Annotated in this window: 22 protein-coding genes; 9 read left to right on the forward strand and 13 right to left on the reverse strand. The window is 63.0% G+C overall.

All coding sequences use genetic code 11. The features are described 5' to 3' along the window. Positions 1–13: 13 nt before the first annotated feature. The 9 genes from AC3G7M_RS14800 to AC3G7M_RS14840 form a co-directional block, all read right to left on the reverse strand. Positions 14–940, reverse strand: coding sequence for an ABC transporter permease (locus AC3G7M_RS14800; RefSeq protein ID WP_489212899.1), 927 nt, complete (start codon positions 938–940; stop codon positions 14–16). Next, the gene (locus AC3G7M_RS14805; RefSeq protein WP_489216058.1) at positions 937–2,043 is read right to left on the reverse strand and encodes an ABC transporter permease; all 1,107 of its coding nucleotides are present in this window, start codon (positions 2,041–2,043) and stop codon (positions 937–939) included. The genes AC3G7M_RS14800 and AC3G7M_RS14805 overlap by 4 nt, the downstream gene beginning before the upstream one ends. Positions 2,044–2,050: 7 nt before the next feature. Next, the gene (locus tag AC3G7M_RS14810; protein WP_489212900.1) at positions 2,051–3,616 is read right to left on the reverse strand and encodes an ABC transporter ATP-binding protein; all 1,566 of its coding nucleotides are present in this window, start codon (positions 3,614–3,616) and stop codon (positions 2,051–2,053) included. A 2-nt stretch (positions 3,617–3,618) separates the two neighbouring features. Further along, complete coding sequence (locus tag AC3G7M_RS14815) at positions 3,619–4,707, reverse strand: BMP family ABC transporter substrate-binding protein (protein ID WP_489212901.1); 1,089 nt, start codon at positions 4,705–4,707, stop codon at positions 3,619–3,621. Positions 4,708–4,775: 68 nt separating this feature from the next. Next, a complete protein-coding gene (locus AC3G7M_RS14820; RefSeq protein WP_489212902.1) occupies positions 4,776–5,756 on the reverse strand; it encodes an isopenicillin N synthase family dioxygenase in 981 nt (326 codons plus the stop codon). 100 nt (positions 5,757–5,856) lie between these two features. Then, positions 5,857–7,206, reverse strand: coding sequence for an amidohydrolase family protein (locus AC3G7M_RS14825; protein WP_489212903.1), 1,350 nt, complete (start codon positions 7,204–7,206; stop codon positions 5,857–5,859). An 80-nt stretch (positions 7,207–7,286) separates the two neighbouring features. Then, entirely contained in the window at positions 7,287–8,177 is an 891-nt protein-coding gene (locus AC3G7M_RS14830) for an SDR family oxidoreductase (RefSeq protein WP_489212904.1), read from the reverse strand. A 150-nt stretch (positions 8,178–8,327) separates the two neighbouring features. Further along, complete coding sequence (locus AC3G7M_RS14835) at positions 8,328–8,996, reverse strand: hypothetical protein (RefSeq protein WP_489212905.1); 669 nt, start codon at positions 8,994–8,996, stop codon at positions 8,328–8,330. 476 nt (positions 8,997–9,472) lie between these two features. Next, on the reverse strand, positions 9,473–9,892 hold the full coding sequence (locus tag AC3G7M_RS14840; RefSeq protein ID WP_489212906.1) for an NUDIX hydrolase: 420 nt from the start codon (positions 9,890–9,892) through the stop codon (positions 9,473–9,475). Between the two features lie 321 nt (positions 9,893–10,213). Between AC3G7M_RS14840 and AC3G7M_RS14845 the strand changes: the two genes are divergently transcribed. After that, positions 10,214–11,029: a Stf0 family sulfotransferase gene (locus AC3G7M_RS14845; RefSeq protein WP_489212907.1), complete on the forward strand. Its 816-nt coding sequence runs from the start codon at positions 10,214–10,216 to the stop codon at positions 11,027–11,029. Between the two features lie 104 nt (positions 11,030–11,133). On the opposite strand, the gene AC3G7M_RS14850 is transcribed toward AC3G7M_RS14845, so the two are convergent. Next, complete coding sequence (locus tag AC3G7M_RS14850; RefSeq protein ID WP_489212908.1) at positions 11,134–12,174, reverse strand: extracellular solute-binding protein; 1,041 nt, start codon at positions 12,172–12,174, stop codon at positions 11,134–11,136. 612 nt (positions 12,175–12,786) lie between these two features. Between AC3G7M_RS14850 and ltnD the strand changes: the two genes are divergently transcribed. Continuing rightward, positions 12,787–13,641, forward strand: coding sequence for an L-threonate dehydrogenase (gene ltnD / locus AC3G7M_RS14855; RefSeq protein WP_489212909.1), 855 nt, complete (start codon positions 12,787–12,789; stop codon positions 13,639–13,641). After that, the gene (otnK, locus tag AC3G7M_RS14860; protein WP_489212910.1) at positions 13,638–14,915 is read left to right on the forward strand and encodes a 3-oxo-tetronate kinase; all 1,278 of its coding nucleotides are present in this window, start codon (positions 13,638–13,640) and stop codon (positions 14,913–14,915) included. Before ltnD ends, otnK begins: the two co-directional genes overlap by 4 nt. A 7-nt stretch (positions 14,916–14,922) precedes the next feature. Here the strand turns inward: otnK and AC3G7M_RS14865 are convergent, their stop codons facing one another. Both AC3G7M_RS14865 and AC3G7M_RS14870 read right to left on the reverse strand, forming a co-directional pair. Then, the gene (locus AC3G7M_RS14865; protein ID WP_489212911.1) at positions 14,923–15,234 is read right to left on the reverse strand and encodes a hypothetical protein; all 312 of its coding nucleotides are present in this window, start codon (positions 15,232–15,234) and stop codon (positions 14,923–14,925) included. Between the two features lie 96 nt (positions 15,235–15,330). Then, positions 15,331–16,737 (reverse strand): purine-cytosine permease family protein, encoded by a 1,407-nt coding sequence (locus AC3G7M_RS14870; RefSeq protein WP_489212912.1) that lies wholly within the window; start codon positions 16,735–16,737, stop codon positions 15,331–15,333. Positions 16,738–17,082: 345 nt separating this feature from the next. On the opposite strand from AC3G7M_RS14870, the gene AC3G7M_RS14875 reads away from it, so the two are divergent. The 6 genes from AC3G7M_RS14875 to AC3G7M_RS14900 all read left to right on the forward strand — a co-directional run bounded on the left by AC3G7M_RS14875 (position 17,083) and on the right by AC3G7M_RS14900 (position 22,380). Then, positions 17,083–18,042, forward strand: a complete 960-nt coding sequence (locus AC3G7M_RS14875) for a sugar-binding protein (protein ID WP_489212914.1) — start codon at positions 17,083–17,085, stop codon at positions 18,040–18,042. 80 nt (positions 18,043–18,122) lie between these two features. Then, positions 18,123–19,676 (forward strand): sugar ABC transporter ATP-binding protein, encoded by a 1,554-nt coding sequence (locus AC3G7M_RS14880; RefSeq protein ID WP_489212916.1) that lies wholly within the window; start codon positions 18,123–18,125, stop codon positions 19,674–19,676. Beyond that, positions 19,673–20,638, forward strand: a complete 966-nt coding sequence (locus tag AC3G7M_RS14885; protein ID WP_489212917.1) for an ABC transporter permease — start codon at positions 19,673–19,675, stop codon at positions 20,636–20,638. The genes AC3G7M_RS14880 and AC3G7M_RS14885 overlap by 4 nt, the downstream gene beginning before the upstream one ends. Positions 20,639–20,913: 275 nt before the next feature. Further along, entirely contained in the window at positions 20,914–21,237 is a 324-nt protein-coding gene (locus tag AC3G7M_RS14890) for a type II toxin-antitoxin system RelE/ParE family toxin (protein WP_489212918.1), read from the forward strand. Further along, positions 21,234–21,548 (forward strand): helix-turn-helix transcriptional regulator, encoded by a 315-nt coding sequence (locus AC3G7M_RS14895; RefSeq protein WP_489212919.1) that lies wholly within the window; start codon positions 21,234–21,236, stop codon positions 21,546–21,548. The genes AC3G7M_RS14890 and AC3G7M_RS14895 overlap by 4 nt, the downstream gene beginning before the upstream one ends. 280 nt (positions 21,549–21,828) lie before the next feature. Further along, positions 21,829–22,380, forward strand: a complete 552-nt coding sequence (locus AC3G7M_RS14900; RefSeq protein ID WP_489212920.1) for an REP-associated tyrosine transposase — start codon at positions 21,829–21,831, stop codon at positions 22,378–22,380. A 1,091-nt stretch (positions 22,381–23,471) separates the two neighbouring features. Here AC3G7M_RS14900 and AC3G7M_RS14905 read toward each other — a convergent pair. Further along, positions 23,472–24,824 (reverse strand): reverse transcriptase domain-containing protein, encoded by a 1,353-nt coding sequence (locus AC3G7M_RS14905; protein ID WP_489212921.1) that lies wholly within the window; start codon positions 24,822–24,824, stop codon positions 23,472–23,474. Positions 24,825–25,147: the final 323 nt, after the last annotated feature.

Here is a 25,147-nt window from a genome sequence, read left to right on the forward strand (position 1 = left end):
CCGAAGGTCGCGCCTAGCGCCGCTCTTCCCGCAGGAAGGGCCGCGACAGATCTTCCGGCTGCGCGCTCGTACGCAGGCGCCCCATGCCGGAGACCGCCAGCACGGCGATGGTCGCCAGGTACGGCATCATCTGAATCAGATAGATCGGCACATGCAGGCCGCTCGACAGCAGCAGCGGAATAACCGCCTGCACGGCCCCGAACAGTACCGCCGCCCCAATCGCCCGCAGCGAATTCCAGCGGCAAAAGGTCACCAGTGCCACCGCAATCCAGCCGCGGCCGCTGACCATGCCGGTGACCCAGACCTGGCTCCCGACGAGGCTGAGATGCGCGCCCGCCAGGCCAAGCACGATGCCGCCGGCCAGCACCGCGCCGATCCGCATCAGCATGACATTGACGCCCGCCGCATCCGCCGCCGGGGCATTCTCGCCCACCGCACGCAGGCGCAGGCCAAGCTCCGTCTTCTCCAACACCCACCAGACGAGAAAGGGCAGAAGGAAGGCGAGATAGGTCAACGGGTCCTGATCGATCAGCCGCGCCAGCCAGTGCGGCAGTCCCGCAAAGAGTGACGGGAAAATCGGCCCCAGCGCCTTGATCGGCTGGTTGGCGAAGCTGTCGCCAATCACGCCCGAAAGCCCGACGCCGAAGGCGAAGATGACAAGGCCCGACAGCACCTGCTCCAGGCGCAGCACCACCGTCAGCAGCGCGAAAAGGATCGTCATACCGAGGGCCGCGACGCAGCCGAGCAGGATGGCCGCTGGCAGACCCAGGCCCGACAGCATGGCGATGACGGACGCGACCGCCCCCATCGACATGATGCCCTCAGCGCCGAGATTGAGCACGCCGGCACGCTCGTTGATAATCAGGCCCGTCGTCGCCAGCAGATAGGGTGCCGCGAAAACCGGAATGGCGCCGATCCAGTCGCCCAGAAACCCGTTCATGCCTTGCGTCCTGCGGCCGGCACCGCGACCGCCGCCTTCGGGCGCTGGCGCAGGATGGAAATGCGGTAGCGGACAAAGACGTCGAAGGCCGCGACCGTCATCAGCAGGAAAGCCTCCATCGTCACCACCACCGTGTCCGGCAGCTGGTAAAAGGCTTTCAGCGAGTCGCCCGCGGTGTAGAGACCCGCGACCGCCAGCGCCGCGATGAGGACGCCGATCGGATTGGCGCGGCCGAGATAGGCGATGGCGATCGACGGGAAGATGAAATCATTGCCGACGAATTGCGTGAGCTTGTGTTCTTCGCCGGAGATGATGCTGAAGCCCGCCAGGCCCGAGACGGCGCCGGCCAGGCAGGCGGTCGCGAGCGTGATGCGACCCACCGGAATGCCCAGCGCGCGCGACGCCGTGCGGTTTTCAGCGACCGCCTTGGACAGCAGCCCGAAGCGGCTGTAGCGGCACAGCCACCAGCAGAAGGCGGTGACGATAAGGGCGATGAACACGCCATAATGCAGGTGCCAGCTGCCGAAATTGGGCAACTGCTCGTATTTCGGGAAAATCGGCGTCGTCGGAAACTGGTCGGCCTGATTGCGCCAATGGCCGTACAGCAGATCCTGGGCGAGAAGATAGGCGACATAGTTCAGCAGCAGCGTCGTGATCACTTCATCCGCGCGCAGGCGCACCTTGGCGACCGCCGCGATGCCGCACCACACTCCGCCGCCGATCATGGCGGCCAGGATCATCAGCGGCATGCGCAGGAACCACGGCCCGATCTGGTAGATGCTGACGGCGGTCGCCGCCAGCGCGCCGATCCAAAGCTGGCCCTCGACGCCGATATTCCAGAAGCGGATGCGCAGGCAAAGTGCGACCGACATCGCGACCAGTGTCAGCGAAATGGCGCGCGTCAATGTCTGGTCAAGCCCGGCGCTATTGCCGAAGACATAGAGGATGAATTCGTTGCCGAGGTCGCTCACCGGAACGCCGAAGGCGATCAGAAAGATCGCACAGCACAGCAGACCGAAAATAATACCCGCGATCAGGGTCGCGGCCGTCAGCCAGCGCGGCACGGCCAGGCGCGGCGACAGCACAAGGCGATAGGGCATCATGGACACGTCAGGCACCTTCCAGGATCAACCGGCCCAGTTCGGCACGGTCGGTCTGTTCGATCGGCATGGCGTCTGACAGCCGGCCATGGGACAGGACGGCGACCCGGCTGGACAGCGCCAGAACCTCATCCAGGTCCTCGGAGATCATCAGCACGCCAACCCCCCGGGCGGCGGCGGCCAGCAGGCGATTCTGCACCGCGGCCGCGGCCCGCACGTCCAGGCCGCGCACCGGCGAATGGACGATCAGGATGGAGAAGTCGCCCTCAAACTCCCGCGCCAGGATCAGCTTCTGAGCATTGCCGCCCGAGAGCAACCGCGCCTGCGTATCGGCGACGCCACCGGCGATTTCAAATTCCTTGATCGAGCCCTCGGCCCGGCGGCGCATCCAGCTGCGCGTCACCCAATAGCGCTTTTCGGGCTTGGAGCCTGACAGCGCCGGCACGGCCAGATTCTCGGCAAGCGACAGGCTGCCGAACAGGCCGAGATGAAAGCGGTCGGCGGGCACGAAGCGCAATCCTGCCTCCCGCCGCTCTGCCGGCTGCAAGGGGGCGGTCTCACCATGCATGATGATATCGCCCTCGGTCGGCAGGCGCAGGCCGATGATCGTCTCCAGCAGCTCCGACTGGCCGTTGCCGCCCAGGCCAGCGACACCCAAAATCTCTCCCTTATGCAGGCGCAGGTTGAGGTCGCGCAGCGGCACGTCATGCTCGGCGGCGGCGGTCGCGACATCCTTCAATTCCAGCACGACCTGGCCGGACAGGCTGGCGGTGCCGCGGCGAACCACGGCGGTCTCGCCGCCGACCATGGCGCGCGCCAGTTCACCCGCCGACAGGCCGCGCGCCGGGGCACCGTCGATGACCGTGCGGCCGGCCCGCATGACAGTGACACGGTCGGCGGTCGCACTCACATCGCGCAGCTTATGGGTGATCAGGATAACCGCGCGCCCGTCATCGGCCAGCCGGCGTGCCAGTTCCAGCATGCCGGCGGCTTCGCTTTCCGCCAGCACGGCCGTCGGCTCGTCCATGATCAGGATGCGCGCGCCACCCAGCAGTACCTTCAGGATTTCGACCTTCTGCTGTTCGGAGACCGACAGCTGATCGACCCGGACATCGGCATGGATGACGAAGCCCAGATCCTGCGCCATGGCCTGAATGGCGGCGAGTGCTGCCTCCCGCGAGGTCCAGCCGGCCTTGCGACCGCAGGCAAGGCGCAGGTTTTCAAGCACCGTCAGCGGCCCCACCAGCTTGAAATGCTGGTGGATCATGCCGATGCCGGCGGCCGACGCCGCCTTCGGCTCAGCAAAGACGGCGGGCCGGCCGTCCACCTCGATCAGCCCGTCATCCGCACCGTAGAAGCCAGCCAGGATATTCATCAGGCTGGATTTGCCGGCGCCGTTTTCGCCAAGCAGGGCGTGAACCTCGCCCCAGGTCACGGTCAGATCCGCACCGTCAAGCGCGATGCGGTCTCCGAAGGCTTTACGCACAGTCTGCATACGAACAGCGACCGCGCCGCCGGCCGCGGGCAAGCTGGGCGCCGCGGCTTTATCCGCGCGGTCAGTGGTCGTCACAGTCATGCCTACTTGATCGAGCCCTGAACGTTGTCGAACAGGTAGTTCATCCCGAAGAGCTGGTCGAGGGTCATCACCTTGCCGTCTTCGACTTTCACGGACCCATCCTGCGCCTTGATCGGGCCGGTAAAGGGCTCGAACTTGCCGGCGGCCATCTCGGCCTTCAGCGCGTCGATCTTGCTCTGCACATCCGGGGTCACGTGGTTCACCGGCTCGGTGATCTCGACCATGCCGGAATCCATGCCGTAGAGGCTGGCGCCGGCGCTGGTCCAGGTGCCCGCCTTCAAAGCCTTGACCATCGGCACCAGCATCTTGTCCCAATGGAAGACAACCGAGGTCATGATGGTCTTCGGCGCCGCGGCAGACATATCGTTTTCATAGCCGATCGAGAACTTGCCGGCCTTTTCGGACTGCACGATGGCGGCGGGGCTGTCCATGTCGGTCGCGATGACGTCCGCGCCCTGCTCGATCATGGCGTTGGAAAGCTGGCCTTCCTTCACCGGATCATCCCAGGAATTGACGAAGGCGACCTTGGCCACGGTCCCGGGATTGGCGGCCTTCGCGCCGAGCGCATAGGCGTTGATGTCCCAAAGCACGGTCGGGATCGGGAAGCCTTCGATCATGCCGATGACCTTGGACTTGGTGACGGAGCCCGCCGCGTAGCCGGCCAGGTACCAGCCCTGATAGGTCTTCGGGTAGGGGCTTTCCAGGTTCGGCGCCGTCGTCACGCCGGCCATGTTCACGAAGGCCACATTCGGATGCAGCTTCGCTTCGGCCTTGAAGGCATCGCCATAGCCGTAGGTGCCGCCGATGATGACGTTGTAGCCGCGGTTGACGAACAGCTCGACCGTCTGCTCAACCTTCTCGGTCTGCTCAGGGATGTTCTCGACATAGGGAATTTTGACGCCGAATTCCTTCTGCAGAACCAGGCGCGCGCGGTTCTGCGCGCCGGTCCAGCCGCCATCGCTGATGGCACCCAGATAGATGAAGGCAACCTTGGGCGGACCGCTGAGCTTCACCTGCGCCTGCGCATGCGCGGCGAAACCGAGGCTGCCGAATAGGCCGAAGACCGAAGCAAGCAGGGAAAGCCGTTTCACGGAGATCCTCCTAGGATTAAGGCGACTGGGATTGAGGTGATTGGCAGGCAAGCAAGGCTGAGCAGCGCTCAACCCACAGCCTCCGTTCCGTCCTGGCGATAGGCATAGGTCGCGTCGAGGCGGCCCTGGACATAATCACCAGCAAGAACGGGCGGATATTTGGCGGGGCGGTCTGCCGTGACAGTGCCGGGCAGCGCCGCGATCAGCGTATCGAAGTTCGAGCCCACGAAGCACGGGATCGAATAGCGGGCGCGGCCGGAGGTGTTCAGCGCGCGATGCAGCGTGGAGGCGAACAGATCGTTCGTCCAGCGTGCCATCTGGTCACCGATATTGATGACGAAGGTGCCGCGGATGGGCGGCGCGTCGATCCAGTTTCCGTCGGTATTGCGCACCTGAAGTGCGGGCACCGTTTCCTGGCACAGGATGGTGAAGCATTCATAATCCGAATGCGCCCCGATGCCGATCTGCTTAGGGTCGATCGGCCCATCCTGGCTGGGATAGGAAATGATGCGCATGATGGCGGTCGGCTTGTCGGCCAGGGTGCGGAAGTAATCCTCCGGCAGATCGAGCGCGAGCGCGAAGGCGCCGAACAGCCGCTGCCCCAGGTCCAGCATGGCGGCATAATAGGCTTCCAGCTGCGCCTGGAATCCCGGCAGACCGGGCGGCCATTGGTTTGGGCCGTAATGGTTGGGGTGCGCCGCCCGGTCCGGGTCGGATTCGGGCAGTTCATGGGCAATGTCGAAGGCTTCGTGCAGATCGCCCTTGGCGGTCGGGTCGGTATTCTCTTCCAGCAGCGGCGTATAGCCGCTGTTATTCACCGAGCCGCGCACATGGATGCGCATCTTCTCATCCAGCGGCAGGCCGAAAAAGCGCGGACATTCGGCGAAGGTCCGGTCGATGAGGTCCTGAGCGACGCCATGGTTCTTGATGTAGAAGAAGCCGATTTCGGTGCAGGCCACGCGCAGTTCGGCGGCAAGCTTGTGCTTCGCCGCAGCGTCCTCGCCCAGCATCGGCGCGAAATCGATGATCGGGATTGCGTCAAAAGCCACGGTCTCTTCCTATCCAGCTAGCCAGCCCAGTATGCTGCCACATCACGCAAAATTCATGCCAGCTGTTTGTCCACCCGGCAGCCTGCGCCTATGACCATAGTCAGCGCGATTTGACGAGCCTGCCCGCGACCCAGACCCGTGCAATATCGCCGCGCCCTGCCGTCATGACGATTTTTTCGACAATCATCTCCCCGCTCTCGGCCGCATGGAAGCGCAGGTTTCCATCGGGCAGGGAGGTCGCGAGCAAAAGGGCGTCGAGGGCATAGCCGGGGCGGAAGAGGCCGATGGGAAGGTCGAGCGATTCGCCGCCGCCAGCGGTCGCCAGACGGAAAGCCGTGCGAAAATCGATCCGCGTGCCTGCACGGCCCCGCTCTGCCGCGGGCATTCGGGAATCGGTGCCGCTTTCGAGCAGGCGCGAGCAGGCGACCGCCTGCCGCGCCGCCTCAAACAACGATGCGCTGGGCCCGCCGGAAATGTCGGACCCGAGGCCGATATGCAGCCCCTGCCCCAGCATCTGCTGCAGGGGAAACACGGCGCCCGCGAAATAAATATTGGACAGCGGGCAATGGGCGACGGCCGCACCCCGCGCTCGGATCAGCGCCGCATTGGCGTCCGTGATGAAATTGGAATGCGCCAGCACGCTGCCCCGGCGCAGCAGGCCGGCGCGGTCCAGCACTTCGGTATCGGTGATACCGGTGCGGTCCAGCACATGGGCATGCGCCCAGTCGCTTTCGGAACAATGGGTCTGGACGGCGCAGCCGGTCTCCGCCGCAAGAGCGCCGAGACCGTCGAGCAGCGCATCGGTGCAGGCCGGCACGAATCGCGGCGTGATGATGGGCCGCACCAATTCGCCGTCATTGCCCGGCAGCGCGCGGATATGGTCGATCAGCCCGCGCGTCTCGGCAATCGCAACCGCGGCAGAGGAGTCGCGATAGAAGGCGGGACATTGCGCCGGATGATCCATGCCGACCCGGCCGACAAAGGCGCGCTGCCCGGCAGAGAGGCAAATTTCCGCCAGACGCTGCGTCGCGGGCAGATGGATGGTCGCGAAATAGACTGCGGTCGTTGTGCCATGGGCCAGCAGCGTCGCGACCAGATCGCTATAGACGGTCTCGGCAAAGCCGAGATCCGCGTAGCGGCTTTCAAGCGGAAAGGTATAGCGCTGCAGCCAGTCTTCCAGCGGCACATCCAGCGCGGTGCCGAGCTGCGGGAATTGCGGCGCGTGGACATGCAGATCGACCAGGCCGGGGATCAGGATTTCGCCAGGAGCGAGTTCCATCAGACGGCCATCGGCCCGCAGCGCGGCAAGGCGCGGATCGTTTTGGTCCACGCCCGGCTCAACCGCGGTGATGATGCCATCCGCGCCGATGCAGATCAGCGCCGCGGCCAGGTCTTCCACGCCATCGGGCGCGTGAATGGCCCGGCCGTATATCGCCCAATCCGCCGCCATCGCCGGCCCCTCCCGCTGAAACGGGGCCGAAGATGACGAGCGTCGCTCTCCCCCGCAAGCGGCGGGGGCGGCGCTAGCGATCAGGGACGCGGATTGCCGCCGGTCACGCCGAAGGTCTCGCCGGTGATGTAGCTCGAATCCTCCGACGCCAGCAGCACATAGACCCCGGCCAGTTCAGCCGGCTGACCAGGCCGGCCGAGCGGCGTCTGCGCGCCAAAGGTCGGAATCTTGTCCTGGGGCTGACCGCCGGACGACTGCAGCGGCGTCCAGATCGGGCCGGGCGCCACGGAATTGACCCGAATCCCCTTCTCCGCCAGCTGCTTGGCCAGCGCCTTGGTGAAGGCGACGATCGCGGCCTTGGTCTGTGCATAATCCAGTAAGCTGGCCGAAGGCTCATAGGCCTGGATCGAGGTCGTGGTGATGATGGTCGAACCCGGTTTCAGAGAGGGGATCGCCGCCTTGCACAGCCAGAACAGGGCATAGACATTGGTCTTGAACGTCTCGTCGAACTGCTCGGTGCTCAGTTCCAGAATATCCTCGCAGGCCTGCTGGTGACCCGCGACAATGACGAGCGTATCGAGGCCGCCGAGTTCGGCCTCGGCCTTTTTGATCAGGGCGATGCAGCTGGCTTCATCGACCAGCTTGCCTGGCAGCGCAATCGCGCGGCGTCCGGCATCGCGGATCAGCGCCACGACTGCCTGCGCGTCGCGCTCCTCCTCGGGCAGATAGCTCAGCGCGATATCCGCGCCTTCGCGGGCATAGGCGATGGCGGCAGCCCGGCCGATGCCGCTGTCAGCACCGGTGATCAGCGCCCGGCGGCCGGCCAGGCGGCCACTGCCCTTGTAGCTTGTTTCGCCATGATCGGGTGTCGGGATCATCTCAGCGGCGAGGCCGGGCACGGACTGAGGCTGCTTGGGAAAGGGGGGCGCGGGATATTTCGTGCGCGGGTCCTGCATAGCAATGGTCTCCATCACGGGGTATTCCGTTCAGGGCCTTAGCTACGCAGTGACGATGGTCGCTCAAGCAGCGGCGTCAACAACCTCCCGTGAGCACGGCTTCACAAAACTTAAACGTTGATCAGACAATTTATTGCCCGCGCCATTGTGTGGACGGCACGCAAGTTAGGCCCGCAGCGATTGCGGCCAGGATTTCTGGCGCGATCCGGCTTTGCCCCGGCGACCCTTCTGGGCGGATTTCTGCTCGGCGGCCAGAACCGCGCTGCGGTTGAGGACGCGCAGTTTTTCGATGTCGCGGGACTGGCTGAACTCCGCGGCCAGCGCCATCACGTCGCCGTGCAGCCGCTCCAGCGCTTCAAACAGCATCTCAAACTGGGCGATATGTTCGAGAAGAAATTCCTGCCTGACCGGCAGATGGCCGGACGCATCGACGGGCTGAGCGGGCCGCATTTCGTGCAGCTGGCTGATGCTCCAGGGCTGGCTGACCAGAAGGTCGCGCTCATGCGCCAATTCTTCGGCCCGCTCCAGCAGCGTCTCTACCTGTTCCAGCTCCCGCGGCAGCTTGCCCAGAAACTGCCCAGCAAGCTCGGACACATGCTCGCGCTGCACGCTCTCGCGGGCCCATTTGTCGAAGGCGGTGCCGACATAAGACAGGCTATGCCCGGAAATGGACGCATACAACATCGCCCAGGCGCTCACCAACTCATTGGCGGCCAAAACGGTTTGGCCGACCAGCGCCGTAAACGGCAAGGCGCCTGGACTGATGGCCGTAATATCAAGACGCGTGGGGGGCACATCGCCCTGCCCCATCGCTTCAGTCTCTACAAAGTCCATATGTTTGTGCCGTGTTCTTTGAAGGGCATTCTGCCCTTTGCAAAGACATGGCGCTTCTCCGGCTAACTGCATGGGACTCATACAGCGGATACTGCCTTACGCCCTGCGCATGGCCCCGAATCCAGCCTGCCGCCTCAAAAGCAAAGATTCGTTACCTACGGCGGCGAGGTCTCACGTCTTTTTGATGGCAACATTCCACACTGAACAGGACGATGTCACCGAAATTGTCAGGTCAACAACACTGTCCCGGCCGCAAGCCGCCAGTCTCATTATGTCCATTTCATTATGATTATGCATCGTATCGACCCAAAACCGACCGACCGGCCCCTGGATCATCGGCCCTTTCGCCGGCCCACCGCGATCGACCAGAGCGCCGTCGGCGCCGAGCAGGCAGGGCCATGGGCCATGGGCCATGGGCCATGGGCCATGGGCCATGGGCCCGTAGCAGGTCATCACCTTGCCGCCAGGGCCGACGGTCAGCGCCATCCCGCGATGATTTGGGCCAGGCCGCCCTCTTCCACGCGATCGGCCGCATCGCCTTTGCTGAACCAGCCCCTTTGCCGCTCCGCCTGCTCGCGCCATTTCACGGCTTCCAGCGTCACCCGCAGCGGATAGACGACGACGAGAAACAGTCGATCCTCGCCGCTGGGCAGGCGTTTGGAATAGGCGTAGGTCCCGATCGGCGTCTTGTCGATCTTGCCCTTGACCCCAGCCTCTTGAAAAGCCTCGATTTCCGCCGCCTGATAGGGCTTCCGACCGAGCATGGGCCAGCCCTTGGGAATGACCCAGCGACCGCGGCCGCGCGAGGTGATCAGCATCACCTCCAGCTCGCCCTTCTCAAAGCGGTAAGGCAAAGCGGCGAACTGGGTATCGGCGGTTCGATCGGATTTAGCCATGAGGCGTTATCAAGCCCAGATCCCTAAATGTCTAGATGTCTTTACAGGCCGCATCACGGGTTCGTTACACCCAAAAGGGTAAATTCATCCCTTCACAGGCCCGCGAGCAGAGGTTGATGCCACGACATGGCGTCTTGCTGTCATGAAAATTTCATGAGACTTTGGTGACAGATGCGCTGCCGCGCCTGTCCGTTTCCGTCATCCGCCTTGATCAGGGAAGAAGGCATCTTCCATGACACAGATTATGAGTTTGCGAGGGTTTGAGGGTCGCATGGCCCAACACGGCCGCAGGGTGAGGCATGCGTCTCTCCTGCGCGCGGCGTGACCGCGGTGTTGCGCAATCTCCTCGCACGGTGGCGCCAGGATGACGCGGAGGTAGAGACTCAGATCTTTGACCCGGCAGAGGTCGCGACACGTTTGCGGGAAACGGAAGCGCCTGCCCCCCGCCGGACATTGATCCTGTGTACCGATGAGCGCACCGGCTCGCATTATCTGGCGCAGCTTCTGGCCGCCACGGAGCAGCTTGGCCGCGCCTACGAATATTTTAATACGCCCTGGATGAAGGCGCATTACGCCGACTACCCGGAGGATGTGCCGGGGCAGCTTCTCTGGGCCAAGCGATTGGGCACGACGTCCAATGGGTATTTCAGTCTGAAGCTGCATCCCTGGGCGATGGACCGCATAGCGCCCTATCTCGATCTGTGCCGGGACCTGCCCGAACCGCAGTTCGTTTCCCTGCAGCGCCGGGACCTCCTGGCTCAGGCACTGTCCCTGCATAAGGCGCAGTCAACACAGAAATTCACGTCCTGGTCTCAAAACAAATCAGAGCCCGTGTATGACGGCGCCCGCATCCGCGCCCTTGTCTCTGAACTCGCCCTGCGGCGTGAGCGTTGGGAAATTTACTTCGCGCGCAACGGCATCCGGCCGCTTTATATCGACTACGAGCAGTTGCAAAGCGAGCCGCAGGCCGTGGTCGGCCGCGTCGCTGGCCATGCCGGCCTGACGGCCACGCCGCCGATGCGCCAAACCGATTGGTATCGGTTTGAGCAGCAAAGCGACCATATCAATGAGGCCTGGCGAGAGCGCTTCCTGGCTGAATATGCCGACACGCGCTTTTTGGATGCGCTTGCAGGCTAGCGGCCCCCTTTCTTAGCCAGCGTCTGGTTTGAGGCCGGCCTCACAACAGACGCCGCGAGATAGAGCCTCTGGCCGGCGTTCGCCGGCCAGAGGCCTCCGCAAGACTACTGGCGCAGAACAGTCCAGATACGGTCATAGCTTTTGGTCGCTTTGGCATCGCAACCCGGCGAGAAGAAAATCTTGTAGTCCTTGGGCGGGTTGAATTCAGGTGCCTGGCTGATGCTGGCCGGGAGATACTGGTTCGACGCCGGAATGGCGTTCTGATACTGAGCGAACTCGGTCTCCAGGGCCGCATTCTGCGGGTCCATCATGAAGTTCATGAACTTCTTGGCGTTCTCCACATCGGGCGCGCCGACCGGCACGGCCAAATTATCCATCCAGCCGCCGCCGCCTTCCTTGGCATAAACGAACTTGACGCTTGGCTTCTGCTGCCGCACGCGCGCCGCACCGCCCGACCACTCCATGCTGATCGTCGTCTCGCCAGACATCATGCGGTCGATGATCGCGTCGGAGTTATAAAGCTTCACGAAGGGCTTCTGCGCCTTGAGCAGCGCCATCGTCTGCTTCATCAGAGCCGGATCGCTGTCGCAGGGTTTGGCGCCTTCATAGATCAGCGCCAGATTGATGACCTCGCTGGGTGAGCCCAGCATGCCGATTTTGCCGTCAAAGACCGCCGGCGGCTTGAACAGCGTCGCCAGGCTATCGACCGGTTCGGGATAGACCTTGGTATCATAGATGAAGGACGTCAGCCCCCACTGCCACGGCACGGTATAATCGGCCTGCGGGTCCCAGGGACGGGCTTTCCACCGCTCATCAAGATTTTTGAAATTCGGCATCGACGCGACATCGACCTTTTGAATCAGATTTTGATCGATGAAAATTTTGACAAAATCATTGGTCACGATGACAAGATCGTAGCCGGTCGCGCCCGCCTTCAGCTTCGCCAGCAGAGTCTCGTTCGAATCATAGGTATCAAGTGTCACCTTGATTCCGGTCTCAGCCGTGAATTTCTTGAGCAGATCGGGCGATGTATAGTCGGTCCAGTTGTAGATATGCAGGACGCCGGGGTCGGCGGCTTCTGCTGCCGGAGCACCAAGCCCTAGGAGCGGTAAAGCGGCGAAGAGGAAGCCAAAGGCGTGTCGCATGAAGGCGGCCCTCAATACAAATTGTTGAACGACGCAAAGCATGCAAAATTTGGGCCAGAAACCGTTATAGCGCCCGCTTCGTATGGCATTGCTGCGGTTCTGGACGATACTGCCGAAACGTTTCCGGTCGCTATGCCAGGCGGCAGGCCACCGCCCCGCCACGACACGCGGCCGGAATGCCACAGCCGGGGCCGATCTCTGCCCCCTTTTGCGCCTTCGGCCGCCGCCGCAGCGAATAATGATTGCGCTACCATGACCGGTGCGCTAGACCGCTAGGCAAGGACGGGCGCCAATACTCAATCGAAACCGTCATGGAGGCAGCGTGGTCCAACAGCGAATGCAGCCGCTCAGCCGCGGCTGGATCAGGTGTGGCCGGCCCAGAATGGCCGGGCCGATGCCCTGGCACCGGCGCGATGCATCCCAGCGGCAAGGCGTCATTGGCCGCGAACGCGATCCCAACCCCCGATCCGGCCATGCAGGGCGCGCAGTGCCCTCAGGTCCCGCTGTCCCCGCCGGCGTCTATCCTTCTTGGAGTCTCAGGTCATGAATGCTCAGGGTCCGACATCAACGCCCCGGTGCGCCGTCATCGGCCTCGGTTCCATGGGTTTCGGGATGGCCTCGTCCCTGCTGCGGGCCGGTTTCACGGTCGCCGGGTCCGATGTCTCTGCCGATGCGCTGGGTCGCTTCGCGGCCGCGGGCGGTCTGGCCGCGGCAACCCCCGCTGAAGCGGCCCAGGACGCCGATATCGTGATTTCCGTCGTCGTCAATGCGGCGCAGACCGAAGCCACCCTGTTCGGTGACACCGGCTGTGCCGCCAGCATGCGGCCCGGCACCGTTTTTGTTGCCTGCGCAACGATGGCGCCCGAAGTCGTCCGCGGTCTCGCGGCCCGGCTGGAGGCGATGGGTCCGCACTATCTGGACGCACCGATGAGCGGCGGCGCCACCCGCGCGGCGGAAGGCACGCTCACCATGCTGGCCTCGGGATCGGCCGCCGCCTTTGCGCGGGCGCGCCCTGCCCTCGCCGCCATGACCGGCACCTTGTATGAATTGGGCGAGCAGCCCGGCCAGGGCGCCGCCTTCAAAATGGTGAACCAGTTGCTGGCGGGCGTGCATATCGCCGCCGCCTCGGAAGCGATGGCCTTCGCGGCGCGGCAAAATCTCGACCTCCAGCAAGTGTATGACGTCATCACCCGGTCTGCCGGCAATTCCTGGATGTTTGAAAATCGCATGGCCCATGTTCTCAGCGGCGATTACAGCCCCAAAAGCTCGGTCAGCATCTTCACCAAGGATCTCGGCATCGTCCTCGACATGGCGCGGGCGGCGAATTTTCCGGTGCCCCTGGCGGGCAGCGCCTTGCAGATGTTTCTCATGACGGCCGCGGCCGGCATGGCGGCCGACGATGATTCCTCGGTCACGCGCCTTTACGCCCAGATGGCCGGGCTGACCCTGCCGGGAGACAACCAGTGACCCTGCGCCTTGGCTGCATCGCGGACGACTATACCGGCGCCTCGGACCTCGCCAATGCGCTTGCCAGCAACGGCTTGCGCGTCGTGCAGACGATCGGCCTGCCTGAGGAAACGCTCACCCTGCCCGAGGTCGATGCCGTGGTGGTGGCGCTGAAAAGCCGGTCCATTCCGGCGGCCGAAGCCGTCGCCCAGTCGCTCGCCGCGGACAGCTGGCTGCGCGCGCAGGGCGCGGCGCATGTGCTGTTCAAGATCTGCTCGACCTTCGATTCGACCGATGACGGCAATATCGGGCCGGTCAGCGACGCGCTGCGGGCTGCCTCCGGCGCCTCCATCACCCTGGTCAATCCTGGCTTCCCCGGCACCGGGCGCCGCGTCTTCCAGGGGCATCTTTTTGTTCATGACCAGTTGCTGAGCGAGAGTCCGCTCAAGGACCATCCGCTCAACCCCATGCGGGACTCCAATCTGGTCCGCGTGCTGGCGCGGCAGAGCGCGGCGCCCGTCGGCCTCGTGCCCCTGCAGACCGTAGAACAGGGACCGGCGGCCGTGCGCCGTGCGATCACGCAGCTCGCCGAAAACGGCAAGGGCGCTGCCATCGTCGATGGCATCGACGACGCGCATTTCGAGATCCTCGGCGAGGTGGCGCTTGATCATCCTGTGTCGACCGGGGCGTCCGGCCTTGGCATCGGCCTCGCCCGCGCGCTCCGCGACAGCGACGCGCCACAGGCGGCAACCGCCGCAGCCTGGCCGTCGCTGCCGGTCGGCGATCATGCCGCGATCCTCGCTGGCAGCTGCTCACAGGCGACCCTGCAGCAGATCGCGGCGGCCGAAAAACTGATGCCGGTCTTGCGCCTGGACGTCGCCCGCCTGCTGGAGGGTGACAGCGCCGTCGCCGAGGCGCTCACCTGGGCTGAGGCGCGGCTCGCCGCAGGCCCGGTGCTGATCGCCAGCAGCGCGACGCCCGAGGCCGTGCAGACGCTGCAGGCGGCGCATGGCGGTACCGCCCTCGGACCGCGCATCGAGGCGGCTCTCGCGGCCTTGGCCGCGGGGCTGGTCGCGCGCGGCGTCGGCAAGCTCATCGTCGCGGGGGGCGAAACCTCAGGCGCCGTGGTCAACCGGCTGGGGCTTCAGGCCTTTCGCATCGGCACCGAGATCGCGCCCGGCGTGCCGACGCTCGGCGTCATCGGCCGCAACCATCCCGGCCTGCGGCTGGCGCTGAAATCCGGCAATTTCGGGACCGAGGATTTCTTCGCGCGCGCGCTGCACCTGCTCGCCTGACACAGGGTCAGTCCGATTTGAGGTCCTTCAGGCACGGCACGGCCGCGATCGCCGAGTCCCGCGCCGTCGCGGCCTTCACGTCGCCTGAGAAGACCATGCCCGGCACGATAGATTTCAGCAGCGGCGCCAGGTCGGTCGAGGGCGTCACGCTGGGCGCCGCGCGGTCATAAATCGCGCGCGCCTCGGGGTTGAGCTTGTCCGCACAGGCCTGGGCCGACGCGGCGCTTGCATGGGCCTGACCACAGAGCGCAACCGACAGCAGGCACGCGCCGGCGAAGACAGGGCGCGCGACGTGACGAAAACTAAGATCCAGGGCCATGCGGCCTCCTATCCTGCTTGCGGCACGATTGCCGCCCGGCGGTAATGCTCTGACACCAATATAGGCGGGGACGCCGACTTTGGCAGCCGCCGCCGCTCAGCCCCGATCAGGAAAAGCGCGACTGAGCAGCGGGTAGAGAACGGCGGCCAGTACCGCCGCGGTCAGAAAGGACAGATCGACGCCATGGGCCGCCCGGGAGAGTGGTCCCACGAAGAGCGCCGTATCGGAGAAGAGCAGGCCGGTGACGCTCGCGACCGTCCAGGCGATGACGGCGGCAGGGTTGAAACCTGCTCGGTACCAGTAGCGGCTGGCCGGGCCGTCTGCCCCGAAGGCCTGCAAGGCGGCCGCTTGAAAGCGGCCGCGCCCGCGCAGATAGCCAAGGATATTGATGATGCTCCAGGGCGTCACCAGCACGGTGACGATGGCGCAAAGGGCGACGATCGCATTGGCGGCGCTGAAGACGATGAGGCCGAGATAGGCGAGGACCAGGCCGATGCCGCCGAACAGCAGGCCGACGCCGGGCCGGCTCAGCCGCCACAGAATGGCCTGCAGGTCCAGCATGCCATTATAGACGACCATGGCGCCATTGGCGGCATTGCCCGCCAGGCCGATCACGATCACCGGAAAAATCAGTGCATGCGGCAGGAAGGCGAGCATCTGCGCATTCGGATTGAAGGGGTCATGCACCGCCAGGCCGATGATCTCGCCGCACAGACAGGCGGTCAGGCACCCCAGAACCATGCCGCCGAAAGGCCACCAGAATAAAGGCGCCGGCCGCGTCCGGCCGGGCAGATAGCGGGCATAGTCACCGGCAAAGGGGGCATAGGAAATGGCGTTCGCAATGGTCACCGTCACCGCCAGCATCAGGCTGGGCCAATACTGCCCCAGGACAAGCGGATTGGCTTTCGGATCAGGCCCGGCCGCCGCATGGGGCAGGCAAAACCCCGCCAGGATCAGCAGCCCGGCCAGACTGGCATAGGAGACGACGGTCTCCGACCAGACCAGGGTCGCATGGCCGAAAATGCCAAGTACCAGGACCAAAACCGCAATCAGCAGCAGGGCCGCGGTCAGCGCCGCCGTGCCTGTCCCCCAGCCGAACAAAGCCTGCCCGGCCTGCACCAGCGGCGGCGCGCTCACCCAAAGGATCATGGCGAAATAGCCGAGATCGATGACCTGCGTGATGAAGGAGCCGATATAGCGCCCGCGCAGGCCGAAGAAGGCGCTGCTGGTCACCGTGCCGTTGGTGCCGGACTTCGGGCCCATCAGGGCCATCAGGCCGACGATGACCGAGCCCACCAGCGTGCCGATCAGAATGGCCAGGAAGGCGGACAGCCAGCCGAGGCCGAACGCCACCGGCAACGCGCCGATGGCCACCGACCCATAGGTCATCTGCGTGCCGAAGAAGACGAAACCCATGCTGCGCGGGCCGGAATGCCGCTCGGCCTCGGGAATGAAGCGAATACCCCGCCGCTCGATACGGCCCCATAGATCCTGTCCGCTCACGCCCGATGCCCCGCCTGCCACCCCTGCTCCGCTCCGGGTCTAGGCCAAGCCCGCAGGGCGCGCCAGCCGGGGTGCCGGTCAGGCCAGCACCGCCGGACTGGCCGCCGCAGCGCCGCTCGCACATGCGCAAGGCCTGCTCATTTGCTCAGATTAACGACCAAAAGATAGCGATAACGAAAATAACCTCTCCGTTGACAGGGCGATTTGAACCTCTCTACAAAGTAATGGTCTGATGATTCACGGCTCTATGGCACCCAAGTGGACGATCCGCCGGTGCCCTGGCTTTGATTGCGTCACACCAACGACAGAAGCCGCTCGCATGAAGCGGCAGGAGGACCATCGGCCATGACATTCACGCGCACCCTCGCATCCCTTGCTGCTGCCGGAATGCTGCTGGGCAGTTCAGCCCTGATCAGCGCCCATGCGCAAAGCAAGCCCACCATCGTCTTCGTTACCAATGGCGCGTCCGACTTCTGGAAAGCCGCCGCCGCCGGGGTGAAGAAGGCGCAGGCAGAACTGCCGGACTATAAGCTGGAGCTGCAATACCCGGATCAGGCGACCGTCGCCTCCCAGAACCAGCTGATGGACAATCTGGTCAGCGCCGGCGCCAAGGGCATCATTGTCTCGGCCGTTGACCCCAAGAACTCCACCAACGAATTCGACAAGCTGGCGGGCGAGACGGCGCTGTTCACGACCGACAGCGACGCGCCGCAGACCAAGCGCATCGCCTATGTCGGCTCGTCCAATATTCTGGCCGGCGAACAGGCTGCCGACATCGCCAAAAAGGCGCTGCCCAAGGGCGGCAAATGCATGGGCTTCGTGGGCCTCCTCGGCGCCGACAATGCGCGCGAGCGCATTCAGGGTTTCAAGCAGGGCCTGCAGGGCACCGGCATCACCCTGGTTGACGTGCGCGGCGATGACATGGACATGACGCGCGCCAAGTCGAACGTATCGGATATTCTGGTCGCGAACCCGTCCATTACTTGCCTTGTCGGCTTCTATTCCTACAACACGCCGCAGATCTACGCCGCGCTGAAAGAAGGCGGCGAACTCGGCAAGATCACCGTCGTCGGCTTCGACGGCGATCCGGTCACGCTCGGCGGCGTCAAGGAAGGCACCATCGCCGGCACCGTTGTGCAGCAGCCTTTCGTCTGGGCCTATCAGGGCATGAAGATGATCGCGGCCTATCTGAAGGGTGACAAGTCCTCGATCCCGGCCAATGGGCTCGACATCATCCAGACCAAGATCGTGTCGCAGGATAATGTCGACGCCTATGTCGCCGAACAGAAGGCACTGGCCCAGTAAACCTGGCCCAGTAAAGACGGACGGTCGCGCATCGGCCCACGGCCGATGCGCGTCTTGCGCCCCTGATAGCGGGAGGACTTATGGCGACCACGGACCGCGCGGGCGAGGCTGAGACGACTTCTCCCTGGCTCGTTCTCAACCATCTCAGCAAATCCTACGGACCCGTGCGGGCGCTGATGGATTTCTCCATGACCGTCGCTCCGGGCGAGGTCATCGGCATCGTCGGTGAAAACGGCGCCGGCAAATCGACGCTGATGAAAATCCTGGGTGGTGTCGTCGCACCCGACAGCGGCACCATTACGGTCGACGGCGTCGAGCATGCCGGTTTCAGCGTCGCCGACAGCATGGGCGCGGGCATCGCCTTCGTGCATCAGGAACTGAACCTTTTCGACAATCTGGATGTTGCCGCCAATGTCCTGATCGGACGTGAGCGGCGGCGGGGCGGCGTCCTCTCGCTTCTTGACCGACGCGCGCAACGGGACGCCGTCACCCCTTTGCTGAAACGCGTGGGCGCCACCTTCAGCGCCGATACGCCGGTGGCCAACCTGTCCCTTGCCCAGTCCCAGATGGTCGAGATCGCCAAGGCCCTGTCGATGGATGCCCGGCTCGTCATTCTGGATGAGCCAACGTCAAGCCTGCCTCTGGCCGAAACCGAGAAACTGCTGGACGTCATCGCGGATCTGAAGCGCGCGGGCATTGCCGTGATCTTCATCACCCACCGCCTGCATGAAATCGAGCGGGCGGCGGACCGTGTCATCGCGCTGCGCGACGGGCGTCTGGCGGGCGCGCTGCCGCGGGCCGAGATTACGCATGACGCCATGGTCAAGCTGATGATCGGCCGCGACCTCAAGCGCAATGCCACCCATAGTGACCGACCGCGGGGTGACGTCGTGCTGGCGGCGCGCGGCATCACCACGCCCACCTATCCGACGAAAACCGTCGATCTCGATCTCCATGCCGGAGAGATTCTGGGCTTCGCCGGCCTGGTCGGCGCCGGGCGCACCGAACTCGCCCGCGTGCTGTTCGGCATCGACAAGCCCCTGCGCGGCACGCTGACGCTGGGCGGCCAGCTACTGAAACTGCACAGCACGACCGACGCTGTGCGTGCGGGGATCTTTCTGGTGCCCGAAGACCGGAAGCTTTGCGGCGTCATCCTCGACCTGCCGATCGCGCAGAACATATCCCTGCCCAATCTGCCGGCGCATGCGCGGCGCGGCCTTGTCTCCCGCATGCTGGAAAGGCGGACGGCAGAGACCCAGCGCAGCAACCTTGCCATCAAAACGGAAACGCTCTCGAACCCGGCGCGCTCGCTGTCGGGCGGCAACCAGCAGAAGGTCGTGCTGGCCAAGTGGCTGGCCATGAAACCGCGCGTGATGATTTTCGACGAGCCGACACGCGGCATCGATATCGGCGCCAAGGCGGAGATCTACCGCCTGATGCGCGAACTGGCTGACTCGGGCGTCGCCATCCTGATGATTTCAAGCGATATGGAGGAGGTCATCGGCGCCTCCGACCGGATCGCCGTCATGCATGAAGGGGCGATTTCGGGCTATCTCTCACCGGCCGCATTCAGCGAGGAGAATGTGCTTCTCCTCGCCGTCGGCAAGACTCTTCAGGACACCGTCGCGGCATGAACAAAAAAGACTTAGGGCTGCTCACGCTCATCATTGTCGTCGGCGTCGTCGTCGCGACCCTCAATCCCCGCTTTCTGCTGCCGATCAATATTTCCAATACGGCCAATCTGGTGGGTCTGTTCGGCCTCTCGGCGATCGGCCAGGCTTTCGTCATCATCACCGGCGGTATCGAGCTTTCGGTGGGGTCCGTCATTGCCCTGGTCGGCGTGCTGTTCGTCGATCTTGTCGCCAATCAAGGCGTGCCCTGGCCGGTGGCCGTGCTGCTGATGATCGTGCTGGGCGTCGTCATCGGCATCGTACATGGCCTGCTCATCACCAAGCTGAAGCTGCAGCCCTTTATCGTGACGCTCTGTGGCCTGCTCATCTATCGCGGCATTGCGCGCTTCTATACCCAGGACGGCACCGCCGGTTTCGGCTTCGGGCAGAATTTTCCCATCCTCAACTGGCTGACGGTCGGGCGCAGCTACGGCGTGCCGCATTCCTTCGTCGCCATGCTCATCGTCGGCGTCATCATGTGGGTGGTGCTGCATCGTTCGGTCTTCGGACGCTACCTCTATGCGGTCGGCAAGAATGAAGAGGCCGCCCGCTATTCCGGCATCCGCACCGGCCGCGTCATCATCTGGGCCTATATCATCTGCCAGATTCTGACGGCGATCGCGGCCATGTATTTCGCCATGTATACCGGCTCCATCAGCCCGGCCAGCCAAGGCAATTTCTACGAACTTTATGCGATTGCGGCGGCCGTGCTCGGCGGGTTTTCGCTGCGCGGCGGCGAAGGCTCGCTGGTCGGCGTCATCCTCGGCGTGGTGCTGCTGCAGGAGCTGCAGAACCTCGTCAACCTGCTGGGCATCCCCTCCTCCCTCAACTTCGCGGTCATGGGCGGCGTCATCCTGATCGGCGTCACGGTCGATCAGCAATGGGGCAATATCCGCGGCAAGTTCGTGGGGAAAAAGGCGGCGTGATGCGGTAGGGTGGGCTTCAGCCCACCACAGTGCGCGGCCCTTTGGGTGTGTCAGCGGTAGGGTGGGCTTCAGCCCACCCTACCGCGGTGATCTGCGCCCAGGCAAAGGCCGCTCTGGCACAGGCGGACGTGGCGAGGATCGCAGATAGCGCCCACCATCGTCATTCGCGGACTTGTTCCGCGAACCTACCCCGTGTGGCGCCGCAACGCCGTCGGGTGCTTAGGCTGCCAAACTAATATCGCTTGCAAATTATACCTAAAAAGGTATATTCCATCGTGCAATGGCGCGTCATATTGCTGGATGATCGGGTGCAGGCCGATCTGGACGCTCTGCCGGCCGACATCCGGGCGCGCTTCGCCCATATCGCGCAACTGATAGAGACTCACGGTCTCCCTCGGTTGCACGAACCTTACGTCAAGCATCTCGAAGGACCGATTTGGGAGATGCGGATGAAGGGCAAGGATGGGATTGCGCGTGCCGCTTATGTCACGGTGACGGGGCAGCGCGTCGTGGTGGTCCATGTCTTCGTGAAGAAGACGCAGAAAACGCCGCGCCGGGAGATCGAAACGGCGCTTCGCCGGGCGAAGGAGATTCTATGAGCCGCAGAATGATCCCGGTGCAGGAGAGCATCACCGCGTGGCAGAAAGACCCTGACTTCCAGGCGGCGTATGCGGCGCAGGAAGAAGAATTCGCGCTGGCCGATGCGCTGATCCGCGCCAGGGCCCAGGCCGCGATGACGCAGGAGGACGTGGCCCAGGCCATGGGCACAACGCAGACCTTCGTGGCGAAGCTGGAAAGCGGGCGCAGCATGCCCTCCACCCGCACGCTGGCGCGCTTTGCCAAGGCAACGCACACCCGTCTGCGCATCCTGTTCGAGCCTGAGACGAAAGAGCCAGGGTCAGCCGGGTAGGCCGTTTCGTGAGACGATTGAGCGGGTCCTGCTTGCCGCCAGAGGAAGGCGCATAGCGTCCACCATCGTCATTCGCGGACTTGTGCCGCGAACCTACCCGCTGCGGCGCCGCAACGCCGCCCGGGCGTCGGGACTGGTAGATCCAGCGGACAAGCCCGCGGGTGACGTGGTTGGGGGTGCGTCCCGATCGAGCTTGGTAGCGGAGTCCTATTTTTCCTGACAGTTACCAGCGTGATGCCGTAGGGTGGGCTTCAGCCCACCACAGTGCGCGTCACACGCCATGCCAGACTATCGCCGTCATCGCGTGGCCGGGGGTTCATACTTCTTCACGGTCAATCTGCTCGACAGGCGTTCCGACCTTCTGGTCGCGGAGATCGACGCGCTTCGGCAAGCCGTTCGAGAAACGCGGCGGGTGCGACCGTTCCATATCGACGCCTGGGTGGTGCTGCCTGACCATCTGCATTGCCTGTGGACGCTGCCGGCCGACGATGCCGATTTCCCCACCCGCTGGCGGATGATCAAGGCCCGGTTTTCACATCGGGTCGCACATCCGCACAATCGTCGTGCCTCTCTCGTCCGCAAGCGGGAAGCCGGCATCTGGCAGCGCCGGTATTGGGAACATACGATCCGCGACGATCGCGACTTCGCGGCCCACATGGATTACATTCATTTCAATCCCGTGAAGCACGGTCTTGCCCCGCATCCCGCCGCTTGGCCATTTTCAAGTTTTCATTGGTGCGTGGCGCGTGGCGCCTACCCAGACAATTGGGCAGTCGCGGATATCAGCTTGCCCGAAGCGGGAGAGCGTTCGCCTCAAGATGGGGTGGGCTGAAGCCCACCCTACGCGTGGTGATCCGCGCCAGGGCACGGCGATGCCGTAGCGATGGCGTAGGGTGGGCTTCAGCCCACCCCATTGCGCGGTGATCCGCACCCGGGCACAGCGATGCCGTTGCGATGCCGTAGGGTGGGCTTCAGCCCACCCCATTGCGCGGTGATCCGCGCCAGGGCGCAGCGATGCCGTTGCGATGGCCGTAGGGTGGGCTTCAGCCCACCACATTGGCGGTGATCTACGCCCGGGCACAGGCCGGTATGACGCAGGAGGATGCAGTGAGGATCGCAGATACCGACCACTGTCGTCATTCGCGGACTTGTTCCGCGAACCGACCCAGCGTGGCGACGCAACACCGTCCGGGTGCCCGCACGGGTAGACCCGCGGGACAAGCCCGCGGGTGACGTAATGGGGGACGCGACTCCGCTCGAACCCGAACGCTCAATCGTCAAATCACGGTGGTATTTTCCCAGGCGGGCAAGCCAGGGACGCTTTTGGGACAATGACCGCATGTGACCATGGGCTCTCTTCGCCCGAGGTCGCAATCTGAAGCCGGTCGTTATGCTTATCTTGGAAAAGAAACAGGCAGGGAGCATCGCGATCCTCCGCGCAGGCATTCAATTCAGAAAAATTCCTATCGGCGAAAGGCTGTTCTTGCCCGTTGAACGGCACAAGGGTTGTGTTATCTCCCTCGATGCGCCACCCGGAGGTCTCCGACGACGGCGCGGGCTTCCACCCTCGCGCCAGGATTTGAGACCGGACGTCTATGTAAGGCTTCCCGTCGATTGCTTTAAAAAGATGAACTGTGGACGTATATTTCTGGGATGAACAATGACCAAATTCGACGATATCTGCGGCTTGTACAGACATTGAAAGCAATGCGAAGCACAGAGTAACAGATGAGATTCTGACTGCCTTTAGACTGGCTGATATCGACTTTCTCACGTTTGGGCATCCCTGCGCGAAAAAGCGGCACATTTGCATGACTCGCCCCATGCCGACATTTAGGCGCTTGTATGACTTCAGGGCCGCATCTCCGACAGACTTGGTCCTATCGCGCTAGGATCGTTGCTTCATAGTTAGAGAGGCCGACTTCACGTACAGGTCCATGGCTCTGCATCTGGATCAGAGCTTGTCACTTCCGACAGTTCTAAATAGGACGAAGACAATAGTGACGCGGTTTGCTTTGGCCATGCGAAGGACTGCCGCTCAATTTGAGACACCGCTTCAATTCCTAAAAGTTTCCAACGCGCAAATTCGTCAGCTCTCTCCAATACATCTCTATAGGAGGACAGGTAGACTTTGATCATTTGTGAAATCTGCACGTCAATATGCCGCAAGCATTCGCCATCATTGCAAAATCTATAGTGTTTTGCCCATCCCTGCATGACGCCACTGGTTCTATGCAAAGCTGCAGGTAGAGACATAGCGCGATCCAAGTCCCCAGTCTTCTTTAGCTCGCGCATTGCCCGAGTGCTTTCCGTCAGGGTTTGCTTAACGGAAGCGATCATTCGGTCGCGAGATTTTTTGCCTGGTCTAATAAATCCATTGGCAAGCTCAATCCCAAGAAAATCAAAACCATCCTTAACCGAGGCCCTTTGAGTTTTTGAAGGTGATACAGACATTCCAAGATTCGATAATAGATGTTGTGCTTTTCCAAATGTATTTTCTGCGACGGATTTACTAGGCGCTATGATGATGAAGTCATCAATATAGCGAATGCAGCGGACATCCCGCTTCGCGTTCAACTCACGATCAAAAGAATATAGGATAATATTTCCCAACAGAGGAGAAAGAGAATTGCCCTGAGCAACGCCAATATCTTCGATGGGGAATGCATCTTTGTGGCTTCGCAACTCCGCCATATTCTCCAATTCTACCGTAATCGCTTTAGTGAACAGAGCCATGAACTCGGCATCGTCTATGGCTTTGGCGATAATCGCAGTCACTGCGGATTTCTTGATCGTAGTGAAGAAGCTGGTGATGTCGGATCGGATAATGAATTTTCCGCCATCCCCGATGGCATTAAGCACCGCTTGGATGGCAGCCGGAACGGCAGCCATATCATCCTCATCCGCCTTCTTTATGCCACCGAAACTATGAGGCGTTTTCACGTAGGTCTGGATCGCTGGGACCGACACCAAAACGTCATGGATGGCCCGTTGCACCACCCGAGACTCGACCTTTGCTACGACGAGCGGGCGGAACTTCGATTTATCTTTTTTATCCTTAGGTATTTTAACGCCCTTGGCTGGCAGAAAGACGAAGCTTTTCCTTTGTAACTGCCGCTTGATCCGACCCAAATTTGTCTCAAGGTTCAAAGCAAAATTGGCGATCTCTTTTCTGGTATCTTGAGACTTGGAGGTTCGGGCGTTGCGCTGGATAGCCAACCATGCCCTATGGAGCACACGGTGGCGCCGAACTTCGAGGGCTAATTTTGCTTCCATAGAGCTGCCTTTGGGGCCTGTTGGTTAGCCTGCCCGCCCGACAGCTACCTGTCCTCAGCGAAGGTGCCGTGAGGCCTGTTCCGCTCAATCGAGACTTTCGCCTCGCCGCTGCATTGTGCCCCATGCTCCCCGGTTGCCCCGATAGCCCAAGCGCTCAACGCAAAAGACAGTATCATCAAGCAGCCCTTGCGGATCGCCAGATAATATCGTGCCAACGTGGCACGTTTTTGCATGTGGTGCGCATCACTTGATCTCCCCGTCCAAGCCTAGTGTTTTTAGGCTCTTAGGCAAGCTTTGCGAACCCGCCCCGCCCGGCCCAAGTT

This window comes from Acidisoma sibiricum (genome assembly GCF_057837225.1).